Source organism: Neobacillus sp. FSL H8-0543, from assembly GCF_038592905.1.
In the GTDB taxonomy this organism is placed as follows: Bacteria; Bacillota; Bacilli; order Bacillales; family Cytobacillaceae; genus Neobacillus.
Genome location: NZ_CP151943.1, coordinates 2722319 through 2746101 on the forward strand (window position 1 = coordinate 2722319; position 23783 = coordinate 2746101).

26 protein-coding genes and 4 pseudogenes are annotated in these 23783 nt (G+C 36.3%); 19 read left to right on the top strand and 11 right to left on the bottom strand.

The window, feature by feature from the left end; all coding sequences use genetic code 11:
* Positions 1–69: 69 nt before the first annotated feature.
* Positions 70–567, top strand: coding sequence for a cyclic pyranopterin monophosphate synthase MoaC (gene moaC / locus NSS81_RS13495; protein WP_342429224.1), 498 nt, complete (start codon positions 70–72; stop codon positions 565–567).
* A 31-nt stretch (positions 568–598) separates the two neighbouring features.
* Positions 599–1264, top strand: a complete 666-nt coding sequence (locus NSS81_RS13500; RefSeq protein ID WP_342429225.1) for a redox-sensing transcriptional repressor Rex — start codon at positions 599–601, stop codon at positions 1262–1264.
* 90 nt (positions 1265–1354) lie between these two features.
* Here NSS81_RS13500 and NSS81_RS13505 read toward each other — a convergent pair whose 3' ends face one another.
* Complete coding sequence (locus NSS81_RS13505) at positions 1355–1555, bottom strand: YdiK family protein (RefSeq protein WP_342429226.1); 201 nt, start codon at positions 1553–1555, stop codon at positions 1355–1357.
* Positions 1552–2280: a type II CAAX endopeptidase family protein gene (locus tag NSS81_RS13510; RefSeq protein ID WP_342429227.1), complete on the bottom strand. Its 729-nt coding sequence runs from the start codon at positions 2278–2280 to the stop codon at positions 1552–1554. The genes NSS81_RS13505 and NSS81_RS13510 overlap by 4 nt, the downstream gene beginning before the upstream one ends.
* A 289-nt stretch (positions 2281–2569) precedes the next feature.
* Between NSS81_RS13510 and groES the strand changes: the two genes are divergently transcribed.
* Both groES and groL read left to right on the top strand, forming a co-directional pair.
* Positions 2570–2857 carry a co-chaperone GroES gene (groES, locus tag NSS81_RS13515; protein ID WP_342429228.1) on the top strand — a complete coding sequence of 96 codons (288 nt, stop codon included), beginning with the start codon at positions 2570–2572 and terminating at the stop codon, positions 2855–2857.
* 81 nt (positions 2858–2938) lie between these two features.
* Positions 2939–4573, top strand: coding sequence for a chaperonin GroEL (groL, locus tag NSS81_RS13520; RefSeq protein ID WP_342429229.1), 1635 nt, complete (start codon positions 2939–2941; stop codon positions 4571–4573).
* A gap of 100 nt (positions 4574–4673) precedes the next feature.
* Here the strand turns inward: groL and NSS81_RS13525 are convergent, their stop codons facing one another.
* Positions 4674–5195 (bottom strand): site-specific integrase, encoded by a 522-nt coding sequence (locus NSS81_RS13525; protein ID WP_342429230.1) that lies wholly within the window; start codon positions 5193–5195, stop codon positions 4674–4676.
* Between the two features lie 237 nt (positions 5196–5432).
* Here NSS81_RS13525 and NSS81_RS13530 point away from each other — a divergent pair, with 237 nt between their 5' ends.
* The 3 genes and pseudogenes from NSS81_RS13530 (at position 5433) to NSS81_RS13540 (ending at position 6544) form a co-directional block, all read left to right on the top strand.
* A complete protein-coding gene (locus tag NSS81_RS13530) occupies positions 5433–5789 on the top strand; it encodes an iron-containing alcohol dehydrogenase (protein ID WP_342429231.1) in 357 nt (118 codons plus the stop codon).
* A 42-nt stretch (positions 5790–5831) separates the two neighbouring features.
* Positions 5832–6104 (top strand): annotated as a pseudogene (locus NSS81_RS13535) (ATP-binding protein); the annotation flags it as partial.
* A 176-nt stretch (positions 6105–6280) separates the two neighbouring features.
* Entirely contained in the window at positions 6281–6544 is a 264-nt protein-coding gene (locus tag NSS81_RS13540) for a hypothetical protein (RefSeq protein ID WP_342429232.1), read from the top strand.
* Positions 6545–6602: 58 nt separating this feature from the next.
* Here NSS81_RS13540 and NSS81_RS13545 read toward each other — a convergent pair whose 3' ends face one another.
* From NSS81_RS13545 to hxlA, 3 genes are all read right to left on the bottom strand, one after another.
* The gene (locus tag NSS81_RS13545; RefSeq protein ID WP_342429233.1) at positions 6603–7322 is read right to left on the bottom strand and encodes a 3-ketoacyl-ACP reductase; all 720 of its coding nucleotides are present in this window, start codon (positions 7320–7322) and stop codon (positions 6603–6605) included.
* Between the two features lie 115 nt (positions 7323–7437).
* A complete protein-coding gene (hxlB, locus tag NSS81_RS13550; protein WP_342429234.1) occupies positions 7438–7995 on the bottom strand; it encodes a 6-phospho-3-hexuloisomerase in 558 nt (185 codons plus the stop codon).
* 8 nt (positions 7996–8003) lie between these two features.
* Positions 8004–8636, bottom strand: coding sequence for a 3-hexulose-6-phosphate synthase (gene hxlA / locus NSS81_RS13555; protein ID WP_335530923.1), 633 nt, complete (start codon positions 8634–8636; stop codon positions 8004–8006).
* 386 nt (positions 8637–9022) lie between these two features.
* Between hxlA and NSS81_RS13560 the strand changes: the two genes are divergently transcribed.
* The 7 genes from NSS81_RS13560 (at position 9023) to rpiA (ending at position 14738) form a co-directional block, all read left to right on the top strand.
* Positions 9023–9262 (top strand): YitT family protein, encoded by a 240-nt coding sequence (locus NSS81_RS13560; RefSeq protein ID WP_342429235.1) that lies wholly within the window; start codon positions 9023–9025, stop codon positions 9260–9262.
* Between the two features lie 141 nt (positions 9263–9403).
* Positions 9404–9661, top strand: a complete 258-nt coding sequence (locus NSS81_RS13565) for a hypothetical protein (RefSeq protein ID WP_342429236.1) — start codon at positions 9404–9406, stop codon at positions 9659–9661.
* A gap of 52 nt (positions 9662–9713) precedes the next feature.
* Positions 9714–11174, top strand: coding sequence for a glucose-6-phosphate dehydrogenase (zwf, locus tag NSS81_RS13570; protein ID WP_342429237.1), 1461 nt, complete (start codon positions 9714–9716; stop codon positions 11172–11174).
* A 44-nt stretch (positions 11175–11218) separates the two neighbouring features.
* Positions 11219–12112 carry a phosphogluconate dehydrogenase (NAD(+)-dependent, decarboxylating) gene (gnd, locus tag NSS81_RS13575; RefSeq protein WP_342429238.1) on the top strand — a complete coding sequence of 298 codons (894 nt, stop codon included), beginning with the start codon at positions 11219–11221 and terminating at the stop codon, positions 12110–12112.
* 83 nt (positions 12113–12195) lie between these two features.
* Positions 12196–12720 carry a hypothetical protein gene (locus NSS81_RS13580; protein ID WP_342429239.1) on the top strand — a complete coding sequence of 175 codons (525 nt, stop codon included), beginning with the start codon at positions 12196–12198 and terminating at the stop codon, positions 12718–12720.
* A gap of 284 nt (positions 12721–13004) precedes the next feature.
* The gene (locus NSS81_RS13585; protein ID WP_342429240.1) at positions 13005–14012 is read left to right on the top strand and encodes a DUF3231 family protein; all 1008 of its coding nucleotides are present in this window, start codon (positions 13005–13007) and stop codon (positions 14010–14012) included.
* A gap of 57 nt (positions 14013–14069) precedes the next feature.
* Complete coding sequence (rpiA, locus tag NSS81_RS13590) at positions 14070–14738, top strand: ribose-5-phosphate isomerase RpiA (protein WP_342429241.1); 669 nt, start codon at positions 14070–14072, stop codon at positions 14736–14738.
* Between the two features lie 40 nt (positions 14739–14778).
* Here rpiA and NSS81_RS13595 read toward each other — a convergent pair.
* Positions 14779–15770: pseudogene (locus NSS81_RS13595) on the bottom strand (acryloyl-CoA reductase).
* Positions 15771–15918: 148 nt separating this feature from the next.
* Here NSS81_RS13595 and NSS81_RS13600 point away from each other — a divergent pair.
* Positions 15919–16284, top strand: a complete 366-nt coding sequence (locus tag NSS81_RS13600; RefSeq protein WP_026566634.1) for a winged helix-turn-helix transcriptional regulator — start codon at positions 15919–15921, stop codon at positions 16282–16284.
* A 61-nt stretch (positions 16285–16345) separates the two neighbouring features.
* Here NSS81_RS13600 and NSS81_RS13605 read toward each other — a convergent pair whose 3' ends face one another.
* The 3 genes from NSS81_RS13605 to NSS81_RS13615 are packed head-to-tail and all read right to left on the bottom strand — an operon-like array spanning position 16346 to position 20020.
* On the bottom strand, positions 16346–17437 hold the full coding sequence (locus tag NSS81_RS13605; protein WP_310358129.1) for a Ger(x)C family spore germination protein: 1092 nt from the start codon (positions 17435–17437) through the stop codon (positions 16346–16348).
* Positions 17434–18555, bottom strand: coding sequence for a GerAB/ArcD/ProY family transporter (locus tag NSS81_RS13610; RefSeq protein ID WP_342429242.1), 1122 nt, complete (start codon positions 18553–18555; stop codon positions 17434–17436). Before NSS81_RS13610 ends, NSS81_RS13605 begins: the two co-directional genes overlap by 4 nt.
* Before the next feature lie 7 nt (positions 18556–18562).
* Entirely contained in the window at positions 18563–20020 is a 1458-nt protein-coding gene (locus tag NSS81_RS13615; protein ID WP_342434018.1) for a spore germination protein, read from the bottom strand.
* Positions 20021–20286: 266 nt separating this feature from the next.
* Between NSS81_RS13615 and NSS81_RS13620 the strand changes: the two are divergent.
* A pseudogene (locus NSS81_RS13620) lies at positions 20287–20442 on the top strand (acyltransferase); the annotation flags it as partial.
* Between the two features lie 8 nt (positions 20443–20450).
* Positions 20451–20798, top strand: a pseudogene (locus tag NSS81_RS13625) (GNAT family N-acetyltransferase); the annotation flags it as partial.
* Positions 20799–21804: 1006 nt separating this feature from the next.
* Here the strand turns inward: NSS81_RS13625 and NSS81_RS13630 are convergent.
* Positions 21805–22263 (bottom strand): cupin domain-containing protein, encoded by a 459-nt coding sequence (locus NSS81_RS13630; RefSeq protein ID WP_342429243.1) that lies wholly within the window; start codon positions 22261–22263, stop codon positions 21805–21807.
* A 303-nt stretch (positions 22264–22566) separates the two neighbouring features.
* Between NSS81_RS13630 and NSS81_RS13635 the strand changes: the two genes are divergently transcribed.
* Both NSS81_RS13635 and NSS81_RS13640 read left to right on the top strand, forming a co-directional pair.
* Complete coding sequence (locus tag NSS81_RS13635) at positions 22567–23004, top strand: MarR family transcriptional regulator (protein WP_342429244.1); 438 nt, start codon at positions 22567–22569, stop codon at positions 23002–23004.
* Entirely contained in the window at positions 23001–23744 is a 744-nt protein-coding gene (locus NSS81_RS13640) for a pirin family protein (protein WP_342429245.1), read from the top strand. Before NSS81_RS13635 ends, NSS81_RS13640 begins: the two co-directional genes overlap by 4 nt.
* Positions 23745–23783 lie beyond the last annotated feature (39 nt).

Below are 23783 nucleotides of genomic sequence, written 5' to 3' on the forward strand. Positions count from 1 at the left end.
GCTCAAAGTTTCACACACAGAATCCATAAAATAGTGTATTATTTGTATTGGTAGGGAGGATTTATTCAAATGGCTGAATTTACTCATTTTAATGAAGAAGGAAGAGCAAAAATGGTCGACGTTAGTGATAAGCCTGAAACGGCACGCACGGCACTTGCTCATTCCAGCATAACTGTAAATAAGGAAATATATCAAAAAATAACAAACAATGAAATGAAAAAAGGTGATGTCTTAGCCGTTGCGCAAGTTGCAGCAGTGATGGCAGCAAAGAAAACCTGGGATATTATACCGATGTGCCATCCGATACCTATTACTGGGGTGAATATTACCTTCGCTTGGGAACAGGAACAGGAGGATGCATATCGACTAACTATAGCTGCAGTTGTTAAAACAAAGGGAAATACAGGAGTGGAGATGGAAGCGCTAACAGCCGCATCTGCCGGTGCGCTAACCGTTTATGATATGTGTAAGGCAGTAGATAAAGGCATGGTAATTGGACCGACTTATTTGCTTGAAAAGACCGGAGGAAAAAACGGTGATTTTCATAGATCGGAACAAGTTAGATAATTGCTAAAACGATACTTTGGGGTGGATAATTATGAGTAATGATACGATGAAAATACCGCAGGCAACGGCAAAACGGCTTCCATTATATTATCGTTTTTTAAAAAACCTGCATTCTTCAGGCAAGCAGCGTGTATCCTCAGCAGAGTTAAGTGAAGCGGTAAAAGTCGATTCTGCCACCATTCGCAGAGATTTTTCCTATTTTGGGGCGCTAGGTAAAAAAGGTTACGGCTATAATGTCAATTATCTGCTAACTTTTTTCAGTAAAACACTGGATCAAGATGAATTGACAAAAGTGGCGTTAATTGGGGTCGGTAATTTAGGTACCGCATTTTTACATTATAATTTTCTGAAAAATAACAACACCAGGATTGAGTGTGCTTTTGATGTGGATCCTAATAAAATGGGAACAACCATTGGTGATGTTCCGGTTTATCCAATGGATGACCTAGAGAAATATTTAGGTAAAGATGAGATACCTGTAGCCATCCTAACGGTTCCTGCTTCTGTTGCACAGCCGATAACAGATAAATTGGTTCAGGCTAATGTGAAAGGAATCCTAAACTTTACTCCAGCAAGATTAAATGTTCCGCCTTCGATTCGTGTCCATCATATTGACCTGGCCGTAGAGCTTCAGTCACTGATCTATTTCTTAAAGCACTATCCAACAGGTGAGATCGAAGAAGAAAATGAAGAATAAGTAAATTTAAAACCCGTTCACAAGTTTGTGAACGGGTCATTTTTTTCCATATGAAAAAAATTACACGGTTGCAGAGATTGTTTTGATATTCTATTTTTTTATTTGATTTTTGTACTTATTGTAAAAGAAGATAATTCTGATACCCGAACCGAAGTCAAAGGTAGCCAATATCACGAGTAAATAGCTAAAAAATCCCCAGCCATTCTGTGATACGTCCTCGATAGCAAAGTAAGTAAATAAACTACCGAGTAAGATATAAATGAATCCGGAAAACAATGGTGAACGTTTCATAAAAAGCCTCCGATAAAGTTTTGAATCGCCTCAGCTTCACGCATGAGTTTTTCTATTTCATCCTTATAAACGGTTTGCATCACCACGACCAAGGTGTTCATGGCAACGTGTGCAAATATGGGTACGAGTATGTGCTTGGTTTTTACGTAAAGAAAAGCAAACGTAAAGCCCATTGCCGAATAAAGGATGACGTGCTGTGGCTCCATATGGGCCAAAGCAAAGATAACCGAGCTAATAAGTGCCGAAATGAAGAAGTTAAAGCGTTTATGAAGTGAACCAAAAATAATTTTGCGAAAAATAATTTCCTCTAAAATCGGTCCGATAATAGAGCTTACTAAAATAGCGAGTGGAAAGGACTCAATAATCCCCATAATTTGCTGGGTATTCTCTGAACCCATCTCCACGCCAAGGAAACGCTCGATATTCGCTGCCGTTGCTTGGGCAAACAAGGCTAAGAAGACTCCAAACACAGCCCAGACCGCGGAACCGGCAAATCCACTGCCCCGTTCATTTAAACGTGTTTTTTCGCTTTGCATTTCCCTTCGTAGGATGAAGAGGATGATCACTAATGCAATAGAAAAGCTAAATATTAACCAGTAGGGAACCACCAATGTTTGGTCCATACCTAAATATCCAAATAGAAAAGTCGTTCCAGGAATTCCTAATAGGCTCGATAACTGCATGCCGATATAGACAATTAATACAATCCAATATTCCCTTTTCAAATTTATATTCTCCTTTAGAAGTCAATCATATTTATTTAGCCTATTATTCATTTTACTCTTAAAAGCTAGATTGTTTCAATTTAGAAGAGTTATCTTTAATTATATGTATAAGAATTTTAATCTTTCATATACTTTTAAGGTTGTACAAATTTAACTTTTTTATAAAAAAATTTTGCTTCAGACTTGCAAAAGTTTTGTTGATTCATTATTATAATAATTGTGTTAGCACTCAGGGATAGAGAGTGCTAATAATGTCAGAATTACATAATTTTTGAGGAGGTTGTTTGATTTGTTAAGACCATTAGGTGATCGTATTGTCATTGAGCTTGTTGAATCAGAAGAAAAAACTGCAAGCGGTATCGTTTTACCGGACTCAGCTAAGGAAAAGCCTCAGGAAGGAAGAGTTGTTGCCGTAGGTACGGGTCGTGTACTTGAAAGCGGAGAACGTGTAGCTCTTGAAGTTTCTGTTGGTGACCGCATTATCTTCTCAAAATACTCAGGTACAGAAGTGAAGTATCAAGGAGCAGAATATTTAATCTTACGTGATAACGATATCCTTGCTGTCGTAGGCGAGTAAGTATAGAAAAGCGGAATCGACCGCTATAGAAGTTCAATTTTTTAAAAATAGGTTAAGAAAATATGAGGAGGTTTTTTGACAATGGCTAAAGAGATTATGTTTAGTGAAGATGCGCGCCGCGCAATGCTTCGTGGAGTTGATGCACTAGCAGATACAGTTAAAGTGACTCTTGGACCGAAAGGACGTAACGTGGTTCTTGAGAAAAAATTTGGTTCACCGCTAATTACAAATGATGGTGTTACCATCGCAAAAGAAATCGAATTAGAAGATGCATTCGAAAACATGGGTGCAAAGCTAGTTGCTGAAGTAGCAAGCAAAACAAATGATGTTGCCGGTGACGGTACAACAACTGCAACGGTTCTTGCTCAAGCAATGATTCGTGAAGGTCTAAAGAACGTAACAGCCGGTGCGAACCCAATGGGAATCCGCAAAGGAATCGAAAAAGCTGTTGCTGTAGCTGTTGAAGGCTTAAAAGCAATTTCAAAGCCTATCGAAGGTAAAGAGTCTATTGCTCAAGTTGCTGCTATATCTTCTGATGATAAAGAAGTTGGCCAATTGATTGCTGAAGCAATGGAGCGCGTTGGAAACGACGGCGTTATTACAATTGAAGAGTCAAAAGGCTTTACAACTGAGTTGGATGTAGTTGAAGGTATGCAATTTGACCGTGGATATACTTCTGCTTACATGGTAACAAATACAGATAAAATGGAAGCTGTGTTAGAAAATCCATACATCTTAATTACAGACAAAAAAATCTCAAGCATCCAGGAAATCCTTCCTGTTCTTGAGCAAGTGGTTCAACAAGGCAAGCCATTATTATTGATTGCTGAAGATATCGAAGGGGAAGCACTTTCAACACTAGTGCTTAACAAGCTTCGCGGAACATTCAATGCTGTTGCTGTTAAAGCTCCTGGCTTTGGTGACCGTCGTAAGGCAATGCTTGAAGATATCGCTGCCTTAACAGGTGCAGATGTAATCACAGAAGAGCTTGGCCGTGAATTAAAAACAACTACAATCGAATCTTTAGGACGCGCTTCTAAGATTGTTGTGACAAAGGAAAACACAACAATCGTTGAGGGTGCTGGAGAATCAGCTGAAATCGCAGCACGTGTGAACCAAATCCGCGTTCAATTAGAAGAAACGACTTCTGAATTCGATCGTGAAAAATTACAAGAGCGCTTAGCTAAATTAGCTGGCGGTGTAGCAGTCATCAAAGTTGGTGCTGCAACTGAAACAGAATTAAAAGAGCGTAAGCTTCGTATCGAAGATGCATTAAACGCAACTCGTGCGGCAGTTGAAGAAGGTATCGTATCCGGTGGTGGAGTAGCCCTTCTTAACGTATATAGCAAGGTTTCTGAAATTCAAGCTGAGGGTGACGTGGCTACTGGTATCAACATCGTATTACGTGCGATGGAAGAGCCAGTTCGCACAATCGCACACAACGCTGGTCTTGAAGGATCTGTCATCGTTGATCGCTTAAAGCGTGAAACAGTTGGCACAGGCTTCAACGCTGCTACTGGCGAATGGGTAAACATGATTGAAGCGGGTATCGTTGATCCAACTAAAGTTACTCGTTATGCATTACAAAACGCTGCATCTGTTGCGGCAATGTTCTTAACCACTGAAGCAGTTGTTGCAGACAAACCAGAACCAGCTGGCGGCGGCATGGGAATGCCTGACATGGGCGGCATGGGTGGAATGGGCGGCATGATGTAATTAGGGGTTTAAAACCTTGTTATATCAACGTCTAAAATGATAATATGCTTTTCTTGTCCTCGTTTTATAAAAAACACGGCAACCTATGACAAAAAGCTAACTATAGGAGAAGGTCTTTCATCAGTTTGCTAAACTGTTGGGAGGCCTTTTCTTCCATATTGGCGGTCATATGAGCATAGATATTCATTGTCGTATTAATATCTGTATGTCCAAGCCGCTGTTGTATTTCTTTAATGCCAACTCCAGCTTCAATCAATAATGAAGTGTGGGTATGTCTAAATGAGTGTGGAGTAATGTTCTTTTCTATTTCAGCTTTTTTCAGAAGCCTTTTAAGCCGGGTCTCAACAACTTTTCTTAATTGTGGATGCCCATCATCTGGAGCAAAAATAAATGCATTATCATGGTAAACAAGTCTGTTTTTTAATTTAATCTCATTTTGTTTAAGCCTGTGCTTCCTTAACATGTTTATCAACATTTCATCAATCTTTATAGTACGGACAGAGCCCTTTGTCTTTGGCGTTAAAAGCTGATATTTTTCAAAATGATTGGTAGGGTTATAAAGAGTTTTAGTAACTCGGATAGTACCCTGCTTTTCGTTAAAATCCCCCCATTTTAAAGCCAATCCAAATAGTCTTAGGAACCATAAGGTTTTTGGACAAGTTATTAAAACTCAACACAGAAATCATTTTGGGTGCAAACGTTGAGAGAGATTCTGAGTATGCTCATTAGTAACCTTTAACTTTAGGTTAATTATGAATTATTATGTGATTTTAAAAAGATTATAAGGGAATACTGATACAGCTTGCCCGAGTTAAGTATCCGGTTTTTGGTTATGAAATCACGCCTGACATTGCCATTATTGATCCTGAGTTTAACGTATTCCAGGCCGGCTTCGATTGTAGCTTATACGGGTATGGATGCCTTGACACCTGGTATTGAAGCATATGTGTCCACCTTGCACAATTCTTTTACTGATCCGCTGGCCATGCAGTCGATTAGGCAAGTGGTAGAAAATATTGAAAAATCCGCAGCAGGTAACAAACAGTCAAGAGCAGAAATGCATTATGCCAAAGCCATTGCCGGCATGGCCTTTTCCAACGGATTTTTAGGAATTGTCCACAACTTAGCCCATAAGAGTGGAGCCATTTTTAAAATTCCGCACGGTATTGATTTCCTTTCTCGAGCCCGAAGCCTTATTGAAAAATGTACGAATTAAATATGAATTTCCTTCAGAGGATATAGTTTTTACCGGGGAAAAAATCAGTTAAAACAGGTTTTTATAAATTTAATTAAAAATTCCATAGAGGCGATGCCAACTGGTGGTAATATCTATGTTTCCATTGATTCGACTGCTCATCATATTTTAATTAAAATCAAGGATGAAGGGGTAGGAATAGGGGAGGAACAGGTTAAAAGATTGGGGGAACCTTTTTTCACTACCAAACATAATGGAAATGGATTAGGCCTTATGGTCAGCTATAAAATTATTCAGAACCATAAGGGAAATGTTAAAAGTAAACTAAATCAATGAACCTCTTTTATAAATCACATTTAATAAAAAAACAAAAAAGAAGCCTTTAATCTTTGATGCTAAGGTATAAATCAAACATTTGAAAAGCCCTCATATTCTTTAAATTTGAGGAGTAAAGATTTATTTAACATATTATGTGGGAAAACTATCCTATACTGACTTTGAGGAGTGAGAGGATGTTCGTGAAAGGGAACATTATTGCAGGTGAATTTGATTCGACTATCAATGAATTTTCCTTACAGAAAGTTAAGAATTTCGAAACAGAGTCGATCCTTAATGAAGACCAGTTAAATAATATTTATCATTATTTAAAAAAACATCAGTATGAAGACGATGGGCAAATTATTACTTTATACGATCAAATGCTTGTACGCTTAGAACAGGATGAAGTGAACCAGTTAATTTCTGACTTAGAGACAGTAATATCCATGTATCACTGAAACATATGAATTTATCTGTAACATGTAAAAAAGCAGACCCTAACGGATCTGCTTTGTTTTACGATGGATTTGTCGACCAAAGTCCAGCTGTTTTAACGAAAACTCTTGGATTAAGTTTTAAACTAGCTACGACTAATTCTGCAAGGTCTTCTGGGTGCATCACGTTTTCTTCATGGCCTTTAACCAGATTTGTATCAATGGCTAAATCAGTTACGACCGTACTTGGTGTTAAAGCAGTAACACGGATATTGTGTTTTCTTACTTCAAGCATGAGTGATTCTGTAAGTCCTAAAACAGCGAATTTTGAAGCACTGTAAGCACTTGTAACAGGCGCACCTTTTTGGCCAGCAGATGATGAGATATTGATGATATCTCCTGATTTTCTTTCGATCATTCCTGGTAATACTGCTCTTGTTACATTATACACACCCATTAAATTGACTTGGATGATTTTTTCCCATTCTTCTGGAGTTAGTTCAAGGAACCCACCAAATTTAGCAACACCTGCATTGTTGATTAGGATATCAATTGCTCCTAGGTCTGATTTGATATGTTCAACAGCATGGGTAACGGATTCAAGATCGGTCACATCTGCTGTTGCTGCAGAAACCTTTACATCATATTGTGATAGTTCAGCAGCTACCTTTTCTAGATTAGACATATTTAAGCCGATTAAGCCTAAATGAACGCCTTCTTTTGCTAAGGCGATAGCAGTAGCACGTCCAATGCCTCTTCCTGCGCCAGTAACTATTGCAGTTTTTCCATTTAAAGAAATCATTTTATCACTCCTAAAATTATTACAAAATGAAGTAGTTCATTCTAACAGAAAGACCGCAATCTTGCATGGAAACAGCTTGCGGTCTTTCCTATTTAGAACTCGAGGAATAATATATTTATTCTAAGTTGGCGTGTCTACCGTACATTTTATTGGTATCCAAACCTTTTTTCTCCATGAACCGAAGAATCACAGCGTCGTAAAATAGTAAAAGTGTTTGCTCAAATAATGAGCCCATTGGTTGAATCGTCTTAAAATCACTCTCCGACTGATCTTTAGGTGAGCCAGGCAACTTAATTGTGATATTCGCTAATTGGCCAATAGTGGACTCAGGGAAAATGGTAACAGCTGCAATCGCCCCACCGATGCTTTTTGCTTTCTCAGCCATGGAAACTAAACCTTTTGTTTCTCCTGAACCTGATCCAATGATTAAGATGTCATCTTTTTCAAAGTTAGGGGTTACTGTTTCGCCAATCACATAGGCATCTATCCCCATGTGCATCATTCGCATGGCGAATGATTTGGCCATAAATCCAGATCTACCTGCGCCTGCAACAAAGATTTTTTTTGATTCAAGAATCCCATTTACTAATTTTTCAGCTTCATCATCCGAAATTAAATCTACGGAGCGATTTAACTCTTTTATGATTTCAGCTAGGTATTTAGTTGTATTCATGATCTGAATTACCCTTGATTAATCATTTGTTGCATTTTGGCAGCAGCAGCTTTTTTATCAGCTTGTCCAGTAATCCCGCCACCTACAATGACAAGGTCTGGTTGTACTTTGATGACTTCTGGAAGTGTGTCTAACTTAATACCACCTGCGATTGCAGTTTTAGCATTTTTTACAACACCCTTGATGGTTTGTAAATCTTCAAAAGAGTTCTTTCCAACTGCTTGAAGATCGTAGCCAGTATGAACACAAATATAATCAACGCCCATAGCGTCCACTTCTTTTGCACGTCCAGCAAGATCTTTTACAGCAATCATATCAACAAGGATTTTTTTACCTTGTTTTTTCGCTTCTTCAACAGCACCTTTGATTGACATATCTTCAGCAGTTCCAAGAATTGTGACGATATCTGCACCTGCTTCAGAAGCTTTCATCACTTCGTAACCAGCAGCATCCATAATTTTAAGGTCTGCTAAAACTTTTAAATTAGGGAATGCTTCTTTTACTGCCTTTACTGCATGGAGACCTTCATTGATAACAACAGGTGTTCCGATTTCAACGATATCAATATGTTCCTCCACTTCTTTTACTAATTGAATTGCTTCTGGGATATTGACTAAATCTAATGCTAATTGTAATTCCATCTATATTCACTCCTATAATTTTTTTATTATTGTACAGTGATAATGTTCCCAAAGGGTAATAATACTTTTACAGTAATATTATCCTTATAGTGCATTATCTGTACCTGCCAGCATTAAGGGATATCATGTTCTCTCGCTGAACAATTGCAAGTATACTACGTATATAACAACAATAAAAGTACGCACTTTTATTTTACATAGTGTTAAAAAGTATACTATAAGACAAACGGCTTATATAGTCTTACTATTAACTTTAAAAGAAACAATGCACCATTCCGCATGGCCTATTTTCTGTATAAGTTGCTTGATAATTGCCCAAATTGTCATTGTTGATGTTGTTTATAAAAATCTCTTATTAATAAAGACATTTCTAGCTGGGGGATTGAATGAATAAATTTTTTGATTATATTCTTTTAACAGTAGGAGCGGCTATTGTAGCAATGGAATTAGAAATGATATTAGCGCCAAATGGGCTGGTAGATGATAGGGTAACTGCCTTATCAATTATGGCAAATGCCATGTGGGGCTTAAGCCAAAAGCTTCAACACATAAAGAATATTGTTCTCAACAAATTTATATCATATATTTTTGTGGCCAGGGAGAGGATGCTCACCCTGGCTTTTTAATTTATTTAACACAAAAATAGATGAGTTTATTTCCTATAGTATACATTTTGTTATTAAGTTATTTTTTTATCACTATTTAAATAAAAAGTGCGTACTTCCATTTAAAAAATGTAGGTATTATACTTACATCTTGTTGCAACATTGGATTCACGAAATACTGTGGTTATTGATCAGTCATCTGATCTTCCGCATTCAGTTTACTACATTGAAAGGGTGAATAGTATGTTCGGGTTACATGCAAAGCATCACAAAGTTTGTTCAAGATGCCTAACCTTCACATCGAATAATGGTTATTGTCCAAAATGTGGTCATTCGCATTTTAGGGACATCATTATTACGGTCCAAGCAGGTTCAAATAAAAATATGGCTAAGCCAGGGATTGGCTATCAAGAGTTATAGTAGTTTTTTAAGAAAGGCATAAGTGAAATTATTAATTTTGGAGGTATGTAAAATGGAGGCAATGACATTTGTCTTATTTGGGGCGACAGGGGACTTAGCAAAAAGAAAAATCTTCCCGGCTCTATATAATTTATTTTTGGATCAAAAATTACCTCTGCCCATCTCAATTATTGGGGTGGGCAGAGGAGATTTATCAGATACTGATTTCCAAAATCATGTGGAAGATTCCTTAAAAACATTTTCTAGACGATCACTAAATGACGATTCAAACCTTGAAGTGTTTATCCGTGCCTTTCGGTATACCCATGTAGATGCAATCAAGGCTGAAGGATATAAAGGATTACTTGAACTCGTTAAACAACGTGAAGAAGAATTGAATATTCCAGAAAATCGTATGTTCTACCTATCTGTTGCTCCAGAGTTTTTTGATGTGATTGCTTTCAACATTAAAGAGAGTGGTCTAAGTTCTACTAAAGGTTGGAAACGTCTAATTATCGAAAAACCGTTTGGACATGACTTAAAATCAGCTCAAGAATTAAACGATAAACTAAGTAAAGCTTTTGATGAAGAAGAAATTTTTCGCATCGACCACTATCTTGGAAAGCCGATGGTACAAAACCTGGAAGCGTTAGGATTTGCAAATCCAGTGCTTCAAGCATTATGGAACAACCAATACATTGCAAATGTGCAAATTACTGCAAGCGAAACAGTTGGGGTTGAAAAGAGAGCTGGTTATTATGATCAAGCTGGGGCTATTCGCGACATGTTTCAAAATCATATGCTGCAAATGTTGATGATGACAGCAATGCAGCTGCCAAAACAAATTAGTGCAGAAGAGATCCGCAATGAAAAGAGAAAAGTAATAGAGTCACTTCGTCCATTAAAGAAAGAGGATGTGGTGAATCATGTGATTCGAGGTCAATATGGTCCTGGTGAAATCCAAGGTAAACCAGTTGTTGGGTATACAAGAGAACCTGAAGTTGCTCCTTCTTCTTTAAATGACACATTTGTGGCTGTCCGTCTATGTGTGGATGATGATTTTTGGAGAGGGGTTCCTTTCTATATCCGTACAGGAAAAAGAATGACAGAGAAATCCACCCGAATTGTGATTGAATTCAAAAATACTTTAAAGGATTTGTATAGGACTCAAGAGGAAGAAACTGCGCCAAATCTTTTAGTGATTGAAATCAATCCAAACGAAAGTGTTTCATTACAATTAAATAGTAAAAACCCATTAAACAATGGAAAAATCGAACCAGTCAATGTTGATTTTTCTGCTAAACAAGCAGATGTTCCTGAAGCGTATGAGCTTTTAATTTACGATGCAATGCGTGGCGACTCAACATTCTTTGCACATTGGAAAGAAGTGGAGTTGTCTTGGAAATGGGTACAGCCAATCTTAGAGGCTTTTGAGGAAAATACAATTCCCCTTCAATTATATCCATCCGGGTCAATGGGACCAGATGCTTCCTACCAATTATTGGCAGAGGGAGGATATAAATGGTGGCAGTAATAAAAAATGAAGAATATTTTTAGATTATTAAGGAGGAAATGAACATGAAAGTTGGATTAATTGGTTTAGGAAAAATGGGATTAAACTTAGGTCAAAATTTAATTGATAACAAGCACGAAGTAGTAGCTTTCGATGTAAATGGAAGTGCCGTTGAAGAAATGAAGAAATACGGTGCTCAAGGTACATCTGATTTAAAAGAACTTGTTGAATCATTAGAAAAACCAAGAGTTGTATGGATTATGGTTCCGCATGCTGTGGTAGATTCAGTAATTGATGAAATGACACCATTATTAGGCACTGGAGATATCGTAATTGAAGCTGGAAATTCTCACTATAAGGAATCCATTCGCCGATATAACCAACTAAAAGAAGTAGGAATTCACTTTATGGATGCCGGTACTTCTGGTGGAATGGAAGGTGCTCGTAATGGAGCATGTTATATGATTGGTGGAGACCCTGAAGCCTGGAGCATCGTGGAACCTATTTTCAAGGATACAGCTGTCGAAAACGGATTTATCTATGCTGGTAAAGCAGGGAGCGGTCATTTCTTAAAAATGGTTCACAATGGAATTGAATACGGTATGATGGCAGCGATTGGTGAAGGATTCGAGGTATTAGAAAAAAGCAAGTTCGATTTTGACTACGAAAAAGTGGCTAGAGTGTGGAATAACGGCTCAGTTATTCGTTCATGGCTCATGGAGTTGACTGAACGTGCATTTTCAAAAGATGCAAAGCTAGATGAAATTAAAGGGATTATGCACTCTTCTGGTGAAGGGAAATGGACAGTTGAAACAGCTTTAGATTTACAAGCAGCCACTCCTGTTATCGCAATGTCTCTTTTGATGCGTTACCGTTCATTAGACAGCGATACTTTTACAGGTAAAGTGGTAGCTGTATTAAGAAACGAATTTGGTGGACATGTTGTTGAAAAAAACTAACAGAATTACATCTGTCACATTTAATAGAAAAAGAGTCAATAAAAATAGGTGAAGAAAAATAGCTCATTATTTGTGAAATGGTAATGAAAACAATGAATATGATGATAGAAAAGGATGTGAAGTTCATGAATGTATTGGATGCAAAAATGATAAATACTCAGTATGGTATAGAAACTTATCTAGATCTATTGAAAAATGTTGAAGTGAAAGACATTCAATATGTTACAGAGACAGCTTCTTTTTACGAAATCACTATAGGTGTAGAGTATTTTCGGTTAAGAAATGAAAATTATTATAATAGTGAAAAGAGATATTTTAAGATGCGTATGAATTCTGATTTAAATGCTATTACTATAATAGAAACAAAAAGAGAAAGTTTATTTGCTGTGAAAAATGAATTTGAAAGATCTGCAACAAAGGAACTGATTGGAGAGTGGCTAATAAAAAGCAATGCTTTCAGAAAAGTTCTTAATGATTTGATAGCTGATAAGAAAATGGAAAACGTTAAAACGGAGGAAAATATAATAGGAACAATAAGGTTCCTGGAGAAATTACTTGAAATCACAACAGAAGACATTTTAAGTGCTCGTGTTGAGAGATCTCACTAGTTTCCGAAATAACCATTAAAGTGATAGAAAATTTTTTTGGAGTAGGTTTTTTAGAAAAGTTAAATAGGGAATCCCAAACGGTATGAATTCCCTATTTAACTTCTGCTTCTATTTTTGTAATGCATCTTCCTATCAAGAAAATATGTTTAACTTTTCCACATATAAGATTCCCTAATAAACATGAGTAAGAAAACGATTATATATTTATCTTGCCAGGAACATTTAACAAATTTTATTAATGTAAATGGTTATCCTAATCTGTAATAACTAGGAGGGATGATAAAATGGAACAAGTTAATCACCATACTAAAATTAATGCATCAGAAAATGCTGTCATTTGGTCACAATATGTTAATGACAGTTTGTCACGATGTATTCTTCGCTATATGTTACATGATGTAAAGGATGAAGATATTCGCGATTTACTGGAATTTGCCTTAGAATTATCAGAAACTCATTTAGAAAAAACGAAGCAATTCTTATCCTTAGAAAATCTTCCAGTTCCAATAGGCTTTACAGACGAAGATGTCATAGTAGACGCTCCTAGTTTATTTACTGATACATTTAAGATTGTTTATTTACATATTATGACAATTCACGGTTTGACGAGATATGCTGGTGCCACTAGTGTTTGTATACGAGAGGATGTAAGAAAATACTTTATTGAATGTACTTCGCAAACATTGGAACTATATGATAGGGTAACTAATGTTTCCTTAAATAAGGGAATTATTAACAAACCTCCTACTTTAAACAATCAACAAAAGATTGATTTTGTTAGGAAGCAAAATTATTTAACTGGTTGGTTCGGGAAACGTAGACCTATTAACGCAATTGAAATCAGTGGTGTGCATCTTAATATGCAGAAAACAATGGTGAAAATGGTATTGGAGTTAGGATTCAGTCAAGTTTGTCAATCTAAAGAGGTACGAGATTATATGGACCGTGCTCGTAAGCTTTGTATTAAACACTTTGATATTCTAAGTTCAATGTTAAAAGAGGAGAATCTTCATGTTCCAAAGTTATTTGAAACAGAAGTAACAGATTCAATAGTTCCACCCTTTTCAGATAAACTTATGCTATTTCATATAGCGACACTGCTTTCTGCAGCAATTGCTTATTATAGTGAGGCATTATCAATGGGACAAAGAAGAGACTTAACGGCAGATTACGCACGAATGAATACCGAAATTGCCTTAATTGCTGAAGATGGTATAAATCTATTAATAGAAAAGGGATGGATGGAACAACCTCCCTCTGCCACTGATCACGAAAGTTTGGCAAAGAATTAGATCAATGATAATTATGCTTTATGAAAAAGAAAGGACCTAGTTATGATGGGTGTCAAAATGGTTGATAAAAAAATAGTCGGTGAAAAAGCAGCAGAGTTTGTTAAAGATGGCATGGTTGTGGGGCTTGGAACGGGTTCGACAGTTTTTTATACCATACAAAAGCTTGGTCAGCTAGTGAAGGAAGGCCTTTCCATTAAAGGTATTCCAACTTCTGTTCAAACGGAAGAATTGGCTAAAGAATTAGGCATTCCACTTACAAGCTTTAGTGAAATAGAAAGTATAGATATTGCTATTGATGGAGCAGATGAAGTCAATTCAGAATTAGAACTGATCAAAGGTGGTGGCGGCGCACTTTTAAGAGAGAAAATCATAGCGAGAGCAGCTAAAATATTTATTGTTGCAGCAGATTCATCTAAAAGGGTAGAGAAATTAGGTGCGTTTCGATTGCCTGTAGAAGTTATTACGTTCGGTTATGAAATGACAGAAAAACATATTAGAGCCATTGGTTTAGTCCCGGAAATTCGATTAAACGGTGGAACTCCGTTTATTACTGATAATGGGAACTATATTTTTGACTGCCAAATTCCTGAGCACGTTCAGCCTGAAATGTTAGAACGAATGCTTAACATGATACCGGGAGTCGTTGAAAATGGGTTGTTTGTTGGAATGACTGACTTGGTGATCACTTTAGATCAAGAAAAAAATGTTGTCATGTTAAGAAGGTAAGAACATAAGAGTGAGACTTTGAGTCCCTCTCTTATGTTTTTTATATCTTTACAATGATTCTACCTCTTGCTTGTCCTTTTAAAATAGTAGGCAAGTTTTCAGGTAATTCTTCAAGGGTAATTACTTTCTGTATAATTTCAGAAAGAGTAGAAGGTTTTAAATCGGTTGCCATGCGATTCCATAGTTCTTGCCGAACATCCATTGGACAATAAACAGAATCAATACCGAGAAGGTTTATGCCACGTAAAATAAACGGAAACACGGTGGTAGGAACGCTTCCTCCACCAGTTAAACCACTGACCGCAACAGAACCATTGTATTGTATTTTACTTAAGATGGATGCAAGTGTCTCTCCTCCGACTGGATCAACCGCTGCAGCCCAATTTTGTTTATCAAGAGTTTTTATTTTACCATTAAAGACATCTTCACGAGAGATAATCTCTTTTGCACCGAGCTTATGTAAAAAAGTATGCTCAGAATTTTTCCCCGTACTAGCGACAACTTCGTATCCTCTTTTTGAAAGCATGGAAACAGCTAAACTTCCTACCCCACCAGTAGCTCCAGTGACAAGGACTTTGCCCTTTTCTGGCGATAAACCGTTATCTTCTAACCTTTGAATGGAGAGGGCTGAAGTAATACCTGCTGTCCCCAAAATCATTGATTCCATCAACGTTAAATTTTCAGGTAAAGGGACAATCCAATCACCAGGAATGCGGGCATATTCACTATAACCACCATAATGGGATACCCCAATTTCATAGCTTGTTGCTATGATCTCATCTCCTTCGCGGAAGCGTGGATCTTGAGACGATACGACTACACCTGCTAAATCAATACCTGGAATAAAGGGATAGGTTGTGACGATTTTTCCATTCGGAATACTAGCTAAACCGTCTTTATAGTTAATGCAGAATAAGAAACCTTGATTAAAACATCACCTTGAGGTAACTCATTTAAGGTAATATTTTTGACTTGAACAGAAAAATCGTTTTCATTTTTATCTACCATCAATGCAATAAATTGTTCCATCATTCTTTAACTCCTTTCTTGTACAGCAGAATAGAATTATATATTCACTGCTAATATATAATGTATGGAAGAATATTACAAGTACATACTTTTATTTTATATAGTGAAAAAAGTATACTGTGGGTTATAATAAATATGGAGGTGAAGTGAAATGTCACGAATGCAGGATAAGATGTTTAATTGTGAAAAAGAATTAACTCTTTCCGTTATCGGTGGTAAATGGAAGATGCTTATACTATGGCATCTAGGAAAAGAGGGAACGAAGCGATTTGGTGAACTGAAAGCTCTTATGCCAGGGATCACGCAGAGAATGCTAGTTAATCAATTGCGAGAACTGGAAGAAGACTTGATTGTAAAACGCAAAGTCTATCCCGTGGTTCCTCCAAAAGTAGAATACTCCCTTACTGAACAAGGAAGAAGCTTGATGCCGATTCTCGATGCTATGTATAACTGGGGGAAAGATTATATGGAAACTGCTGGGTTGAATCCTTTAGTAAGACAAGAGTCGATTAGGTAAATTTTAACTGGTAATCTAAGGTTGACTCCGGCCAAGGGGGTCAACCTCTTTTCATGATAATTTAATAATTATTTTTAGTATTTTGTAATGCCTCAAAATAAAGCTGATAATTAACTTTTATTTTCATTTTTCCCCAAGCGGCTAACCATACCTTTTCGCTGATGGGTTTGGAAAAGGGGCTAAGGGTGTGTGTCCCGATTTGAAGAGGATCCACCTTCAGCTCTTGCATTTTTTTTATGAGGCCCGTAGTTTTCATTTCTAATTCAGTTTCAATTTCCTTATGAAGCTGCATCAGTTCATTTCCGTTGAGGATATTTTTATTACCTTGATATTCCTCAATTCTTCCATTTAGTTTCACGTTTATTGTAACTAGGGAAAGATTTTTATCCAAATCCACATTTACTCTTGAGCGTAGATGTCCAATAACCACATCTAATTTGGTTATTGGGAAAAACTTCAAATAGTGATCATTGTCAAGAAGTTGAAATATTTGATCTTCGGTATTTGTGACCATTTCTATTAATTTATCATTGCTAAAAAAAGCAGTCCCCTCGTAAGTAAAGTTATCTTTCGCTACTTTGAAAACAGGAAGAACGGGATCTGAAAATGGTGAAAACAGCTTATTTTTATATTCATGCAAATTGACAATGGTCATTTCACCTTGTTTTTTCCTCTCATAGTGTCTTAGCATCCGATACAGGTAATAATCAAGGTTTTCTTGCTTCTTTGCTTGTCTGTTAATATATTCGTCAAAATTACCTTTAACGATGACTAAATACATTCGTTGCGAAATATCATAGTCTGTCAATAGCGTGTTAATCAACTGAATAATCCCTTGTTTCGCTAATTCCTCATGAATTAAAAACAAACGGAGTTGTCCAACCTTCAATTCACGATAATATCTTAAATTAAAGTCTTTTCCTCCCTGTTTAAGGAGATCAACATCTAGTGTTAATAAGCTTTTTGGCTCATTTACTAATGGAGGGACTAATGTACTCATTTTTATTTTTCCTTTTTCGCCTTTACTAATTGACCAAAAAGTGACAGGGGCAATATCTTCAATTGTATTGTTCTCAACAAATGGGGCACATCCTGGGATCATGACTAATGAAACAAAGATTCCCCAAACTAAAAGCATTTTCTTTCGTCTCATGCTTTTACACGCCCTTTTAGCTTTGTCAATAGGAGCAAGAATGTTGGGACGATAAAGTAAGTTATTCCACTTAACCAAATTTGAATATTCAGGAGAATATTCTGTTCGGTTTCAATAGACCAAATCCAATTATTCACAATTAAAAAGCAGAGAAATAACATAATACAAGTGACAGCAAAACCCATACGTGAAGGTTGGGTACTTGTTTTTTTTAGGATGATTCTTGTAGCCCCATATATACATAACAAGAAAATTGATAAAGCAAACACCAATAAAAACATATGTAGTGAAATCAGGATAATATCCAGTCGTTCAAACATGGGAGATTGTAAGTATCGAATCATATGAATAATAGGGTATTTACTTTTACTTAAATAATTTGAACCGAAAAAGAATAAACTCGCAATAAACAATAGCAAATACTCTGAAGTAGAAAGAGCATTCGCATAGGTTAAATATTTACTCATTTTTTGTTGTGGTTTGATCCAAGGAATTAAACAGATTAAATACTCTGGTCCTGAATATGAAGACCAAATGAGTAACAATCCTTTCCATGAATCAGTTGTCCAATTTGTTGGTATCAAGGGATACAAATCATGTAATGCAGCGATTGGTGGAATAAAAAAGGGAAAATATAAAAAAATTATCCAAAAAACACATAAAAAAACAATTACCACAAACCGTATGGTATTTTTCATTCCTAGTGAAGCAACATAGGAGCTCGTAAGAAGAATGAAAAAAATAATCCAATTTGAATTCATTGATGGGAAAATAAAAGCATGAATGACTTCTAAGTATCCGAGTGTGATCACCGTTATTTTGATTAGTATCAATATAAGTCCTATAAAAGTCAAAAGCCTTACCATTCGAACACCAAAAAGCTCTACAAAACCTTGATATCCCTTTTTAGCATAATTTGATTCTAGCCATTTGCATAACAGCCTTATATTGAGTTGGGAAAAGATTGCCATTGCAACAATGCCCCAAATCATAAACGGGTGTAATAAGTAGGTAGGCATTAAAAAAAATAGGTAAAGCATTTGGAAACGGTTGACGATGAAAAAGGCATAGATTCCGTCAAATTTAGATGATTTATCAAATAAGGAAAATGTGGTCAACTTTGAATCACATCCTTCGTTTGTATCTCCATTTCTGTAAAGGGTGTAAATGATCCGGACGGGATTTCATGTTTATTAAAGGCCCTCTAATAAAGAGATCGATCCAGTCCTTCCAGTAAAATGGAGCGATTGGTGAAAAATAGGGTTGTTTTAAGGAAGTAAGACCATTTAGATGTGCCGAAATGGCAATTGCTCCCATGGCAATGCCAAAAACACCAAAAAAGGATGAAAGGAGAAGAAAACCAAATTGAATGAGTGTATTTGCCTTCGTCATCAAATAGTTTGGTACTAAAAATGAGGAGATGGTTGAAATACAAACTAATACAATTAATACTTTGCTCGCAAAACCCGCTTGAACCGCTGCTTGACCGATAACTATACCACCAATCACCCCTAAGGTTTGACTTGATTTGGTCGGCATCCGTAAACTCGCTTCTTTTATGATTTCAAGAATAGTTAACATCACTATTGCTTCCCAAAATGGTGTAAAAGGTAGTTTACTTCTAGATTCCACTATAACAAATAGTATTTGTAAGGGAATCATTTGATAATGGTGGGTTGTTAGTGCAACATAAAATGGTATCAGTGTGACGGACAGAAAAAAGCTTAAATATCGAATAAGTCTTAAAAAACTTGCGACCGGCCAACGATTAATATAATCCTCAGGTGATTGGAAAAGGTGAAAAAAGGTGATTGGTGCAATTAATACAAACGGTGTGTTCTCTACCAAGATAGTTAATTTACCGAGCCCTAAGGAATAAGCACAAACATCTGGGCGGTCAGTTTGTTGGAATTGTGGAAAAATACTGTGATGATGTTCCTCCATAAATGCCGCTACCTGGGATGAATCGAAAAATAAATCAAAGTTAATTTCAGAGATTTTCTTTCTTGCTATTGATATATATTCAGGATTGGTCAACCCGTCTATGTACATTAGGACAACCGTTGTTTCACTTAATGAACCTACTTTATATTTCTCTGTTTTTAATTCAGTAATAGGAAGTCTTCTGCGTATGAGGGTGATATTTGGTTCTAATTGTTCAGTGAAACTATCTTTTGCACCGTATAAAATTGTTTCTGTTTCAGAGGTTTCAATCCCCCTACTTAATTCGTTAGGAAGAGGAATGGCCAACCATTGTTCTTGGATACAATCATTCAGAAGTACAGCACCGGTGAGGAGTAATTTCTGTGCCTCTTCAAGTGATTGGATCTTCATTACTTTAGGTGTGGCTATGCTTTCGTAAATCATGGCATGTGGACATTGGATAACAGGTTCTATTATCGATTCATTCAAACGATCCTGGTCAATTAAGGTTCTTAAATAGATTAAGACAACTTTTTGATCGTTAAGTGTAGTGCGTTCGATTATCTCTACATCGTCCATATTGTCTAAAATCTGTTTTAGAGAGTCTAGTGATATCTTCCTTTGCACAGGTTGTTGTGTGTCACTACTATCATTAGCAATGCTTTTACCCTTTTTCAAAACATAAACATCCCCCACTGATATAAGCTGCCATTTGTTCACTTTAGAAAAAGTGTAATGGTAATTCTTCCTTTTAGTATGAAAAAGAAAAGATTATTTTATACTAATAAAATAAGGTAGGGGAAACTATATAAATTTTACAGTATAGTTTTTTACACTATGTAATGAAAAAGTGCGTACTTGTTCAAATTTTTCATTTCGCTAATATAGGATTAAATGATTATTACAAATAGAAAGAAGGGGATTGTATGCAAATGAGAGTATCAGCCGTTCAGTATTATCTTCATACCATTAGCTCTTTTAAAGAGTTTGCAGACCAGGTGGAGCATTATATAAAAACAGCAGAAGAATTCGAATCCGATTTTATCATCTTCCCTGAATTTTTCACTACTCAACTTATGTCCCCCTAAAAGGGAATACCTTATACGTTGTCGATATAGGTGTCCGTCCAGCTTTTCGAAAGTTAGGTTTAGGCAAGTTGTTGATGTTTTCTATGTATGATGTTGTTGTTCATTTGGGGTTGGAAAGACTACTTGGTGGGGGTAGGATGCCAGGTTATCACAAACATACGAATGAAAAGTCACCTGAACAATATATAGATGCAGTGGTAAAAGGAGAGCTGAAGGATCCAGTTATCACTTTTCTCCTCCGTTGCGGCCGTACACCAGTAAAAGTAGTAGCAAATTATTTAGAGGATGAAGAATCGTATAATTATGGCACGCTAATGGAATGGAAAAATCCGTTTTCCCATTCAAAATAAAGAAAATCGACTGACAAAAATCGCCATTTTATAATTTTATAACTCAAAACTTTATTTGAGTTCAAGAAGGTACGGTGCCAAGCATCAGTCTCTTTTTGTATGGATGCAATATTAAAAAAAGCCACCTCACAAGAGATCGCTTTTCCCCAACAATATAAGATAAAGGATAGAAATCCAAAAGCCAAAGGCTTTCAAACTTATTATTTTCATGATTCTCTGGTTGTATGTAGTTTGTGGTCAAGTTTTTTCTTGATGTATTTCTTTATTAGCTCCTAAAGCATCCATAAGCTTAGTGTCACATTGCTACTAACATTTTCTGTCAGGGAGTACATTTTAATACTATGTGAAACAATACACTTAAAGTAACAGGGGCGTTAGTTGAAGAAGGATTGTGAAGAGGAAAAAGCCCCACTCAATTGAGCAGGGCTGAATACATTATTACATCTGAATGTGTCCTCTTTTGTCCTCCGGTTTGTCCTCCGATGTTTTATATTGCATTTAAAACCTTTAAGTCGAATTTTTTATAAATGTTGATTTAGAGCCTTTTTTTAAACACTATTACTTTCTAATAAATATGAAAATGAATGGGCGGCATGATGTAATCTGCCCCTCAACCCTTGATAGATAAGGATTTGTTGGTAAGATGAGAGTGGTTTGCTAACATTTTTCTAACATAGAGGATATTAACGGAGGCTTCTCATAAGTTGACCAAACTTATGGGAAGCTTCTTTTTTCATTTCTTGAGTTACGTGGAGATATACAAATAATAATAGACTGATCTATTATTAGACCAGTCTATTGAAAGAATCTTCATGATAACAAAAGCATATATATTGATTCTTTTAACGACATTAATTTTTGATTTTATGCTGTAAATACTACGACACTGCCCATCATATGGACGGATAAAAAATTCAGCTTAAAGTTACCTATAAACTTGGATATACATTGCATCTATCCTCTTAAAAGGTTCTTCTCATTTTAAATATTATAATTCACACAATAATTATTCATGCTTTAAAATTGTTAAACCATTTTTCTTACCAGTTTCTATTAACTTTTCAGCTTGATCTTTTGTAATTGGTTGATTCGGCAACTCATTATCTGAAACAGCTGGTCTAGCTATTTCACGAATGACATTTTCAAAGTCAGTTGAAGTTAAAGACAATATTGCTTTTGCCGTTTCAGTTTTTAATCGGAACGTATGAGATTTACCTCTTGGCACAAAGACTGTATCACCTGAAACAGTGTGTATTTCTTCTCCTTCTAAATAAAATGTTATTTCTCCCTCAACAACTCTCCAAATTTCATCTTCATTCTCATGAATATGAAACGGGGCCTCTAAGCCCTTTACTTCATTAAACTCAAAAACTGAAAAATTCCCACCTGATTCTGAGCTTAATAGTAAAGGCTTCACTCTTGCCCCTAAAAATATATAGTTTGTATCTTTCAATAAATCCGTCATATAATCATTTACTCCTTTTCTTTAACTAGAAGTTTATTTTTTTATCCTACTTATTACTGAGCATCAGTAAACAATAAAGTTAATTGATTCAACGATCATCATTTTATATATTAAATGATGATTATGCAAGCTTAATGCTTTTCTACTTTTCAAAAGTTCTTTCTCTTGACTAAGATTTATCACGGCCATGAAAACAACTAAATAACAAAGTAAGTACGCATTCACCAGATCCACGTAAGAACCTCAAATACTTTGCAATTAGTTTGCAAATCAATTAATATATTAAGTGATAGGAGGAATACTATGAAATACTCATTAAGAAGAATTCGTTTAAGTTATATCGCTTGGTTTCGTTACACACGTTTTTTTAACCGTAATATGACCTGCAGCAATCGTCATTTAGCGAAGTGGGGATTAAGAACAGGTCAGTTTGATATTATTAGCCATTTAAAAGAAGGTGAGCGGGTTACACAATCAGAATTTGCGAGTCGACTAGCGGTGACCAACTCAAATATTACGCAAATCTTAAGCAAGTTAGAAGATGCAGGCTATATTCAACGCGAACAAAAGTGGAAGACAAAATATATTTCACTCACACCAATTGGGGTAGCACTACGAAACGAAGTTGTCCCTGCGCAAGAACAATTCCAGGCAGAACAATTTGCGAATTTAACAGAAGATGAACTTGAACAGCTGATTCAGCTTCTAACAAAAGCAAATCAAGGAGTGCATGAAGAGTGAATATTTTACGAAATGAACAAGCTTATTCAAACGGTGGGGGTGTTTTTTCTTTACAAATTCGTCGACCAGGTTTAATCGATGGAAATTTGGAAAAAGAGGACCATGCATTTGGTCCACTTAGCCGAATTGACCACGCAAAAATCGGGCAAGGCGCAATGATAAGTATGCATGAACACATAAATGATGAAATTTTTAGTTATATGTGGCAAGGCGAAATGCTACATGAAGATTCAACAGGCTTGAAAGAATCTTGCTCACCAACAAAGCAAATGCTCATGGGTGCTGGGAAAAGCTTCTTCCATCAGGAATCAACACCAACAGGTCCAGTTGAAATGCTCCAAGTTTTTATCCGTCCGTCGGAAAAAGGTTTAGAGCCACGCGTTCAATTTGCTGAAATGCAACTACCAGAAGTCAGTGAATGGCGTTTAATTGCAGGACCAACAAAATCGAATGCCCCACTTGAACTTCGTCAGCAAATCATTGTTTATGATGTACATGGAAAAATAGACGAAGCCTTTACATTACCGTTTGTGGATGGCTATACACCCTGGCTGTATGTAATGGATGGCGAAATTACTGCACATGGGGAAACCCTACGTAAAGGGGATGCAATTTCAGATACTGCGGAAGTGTTAACAACAATCCAATTGACAAAGGATACAACGGTTGTGCTATTCCTAGTCGACCTAGAGGCACCCATGACACTTGCTGGTAATTTTAGTGGCGTCAAACGCTTTTAAGATATAGAAATAAAAACAGGGCTTTCTCTTCAGGGATAT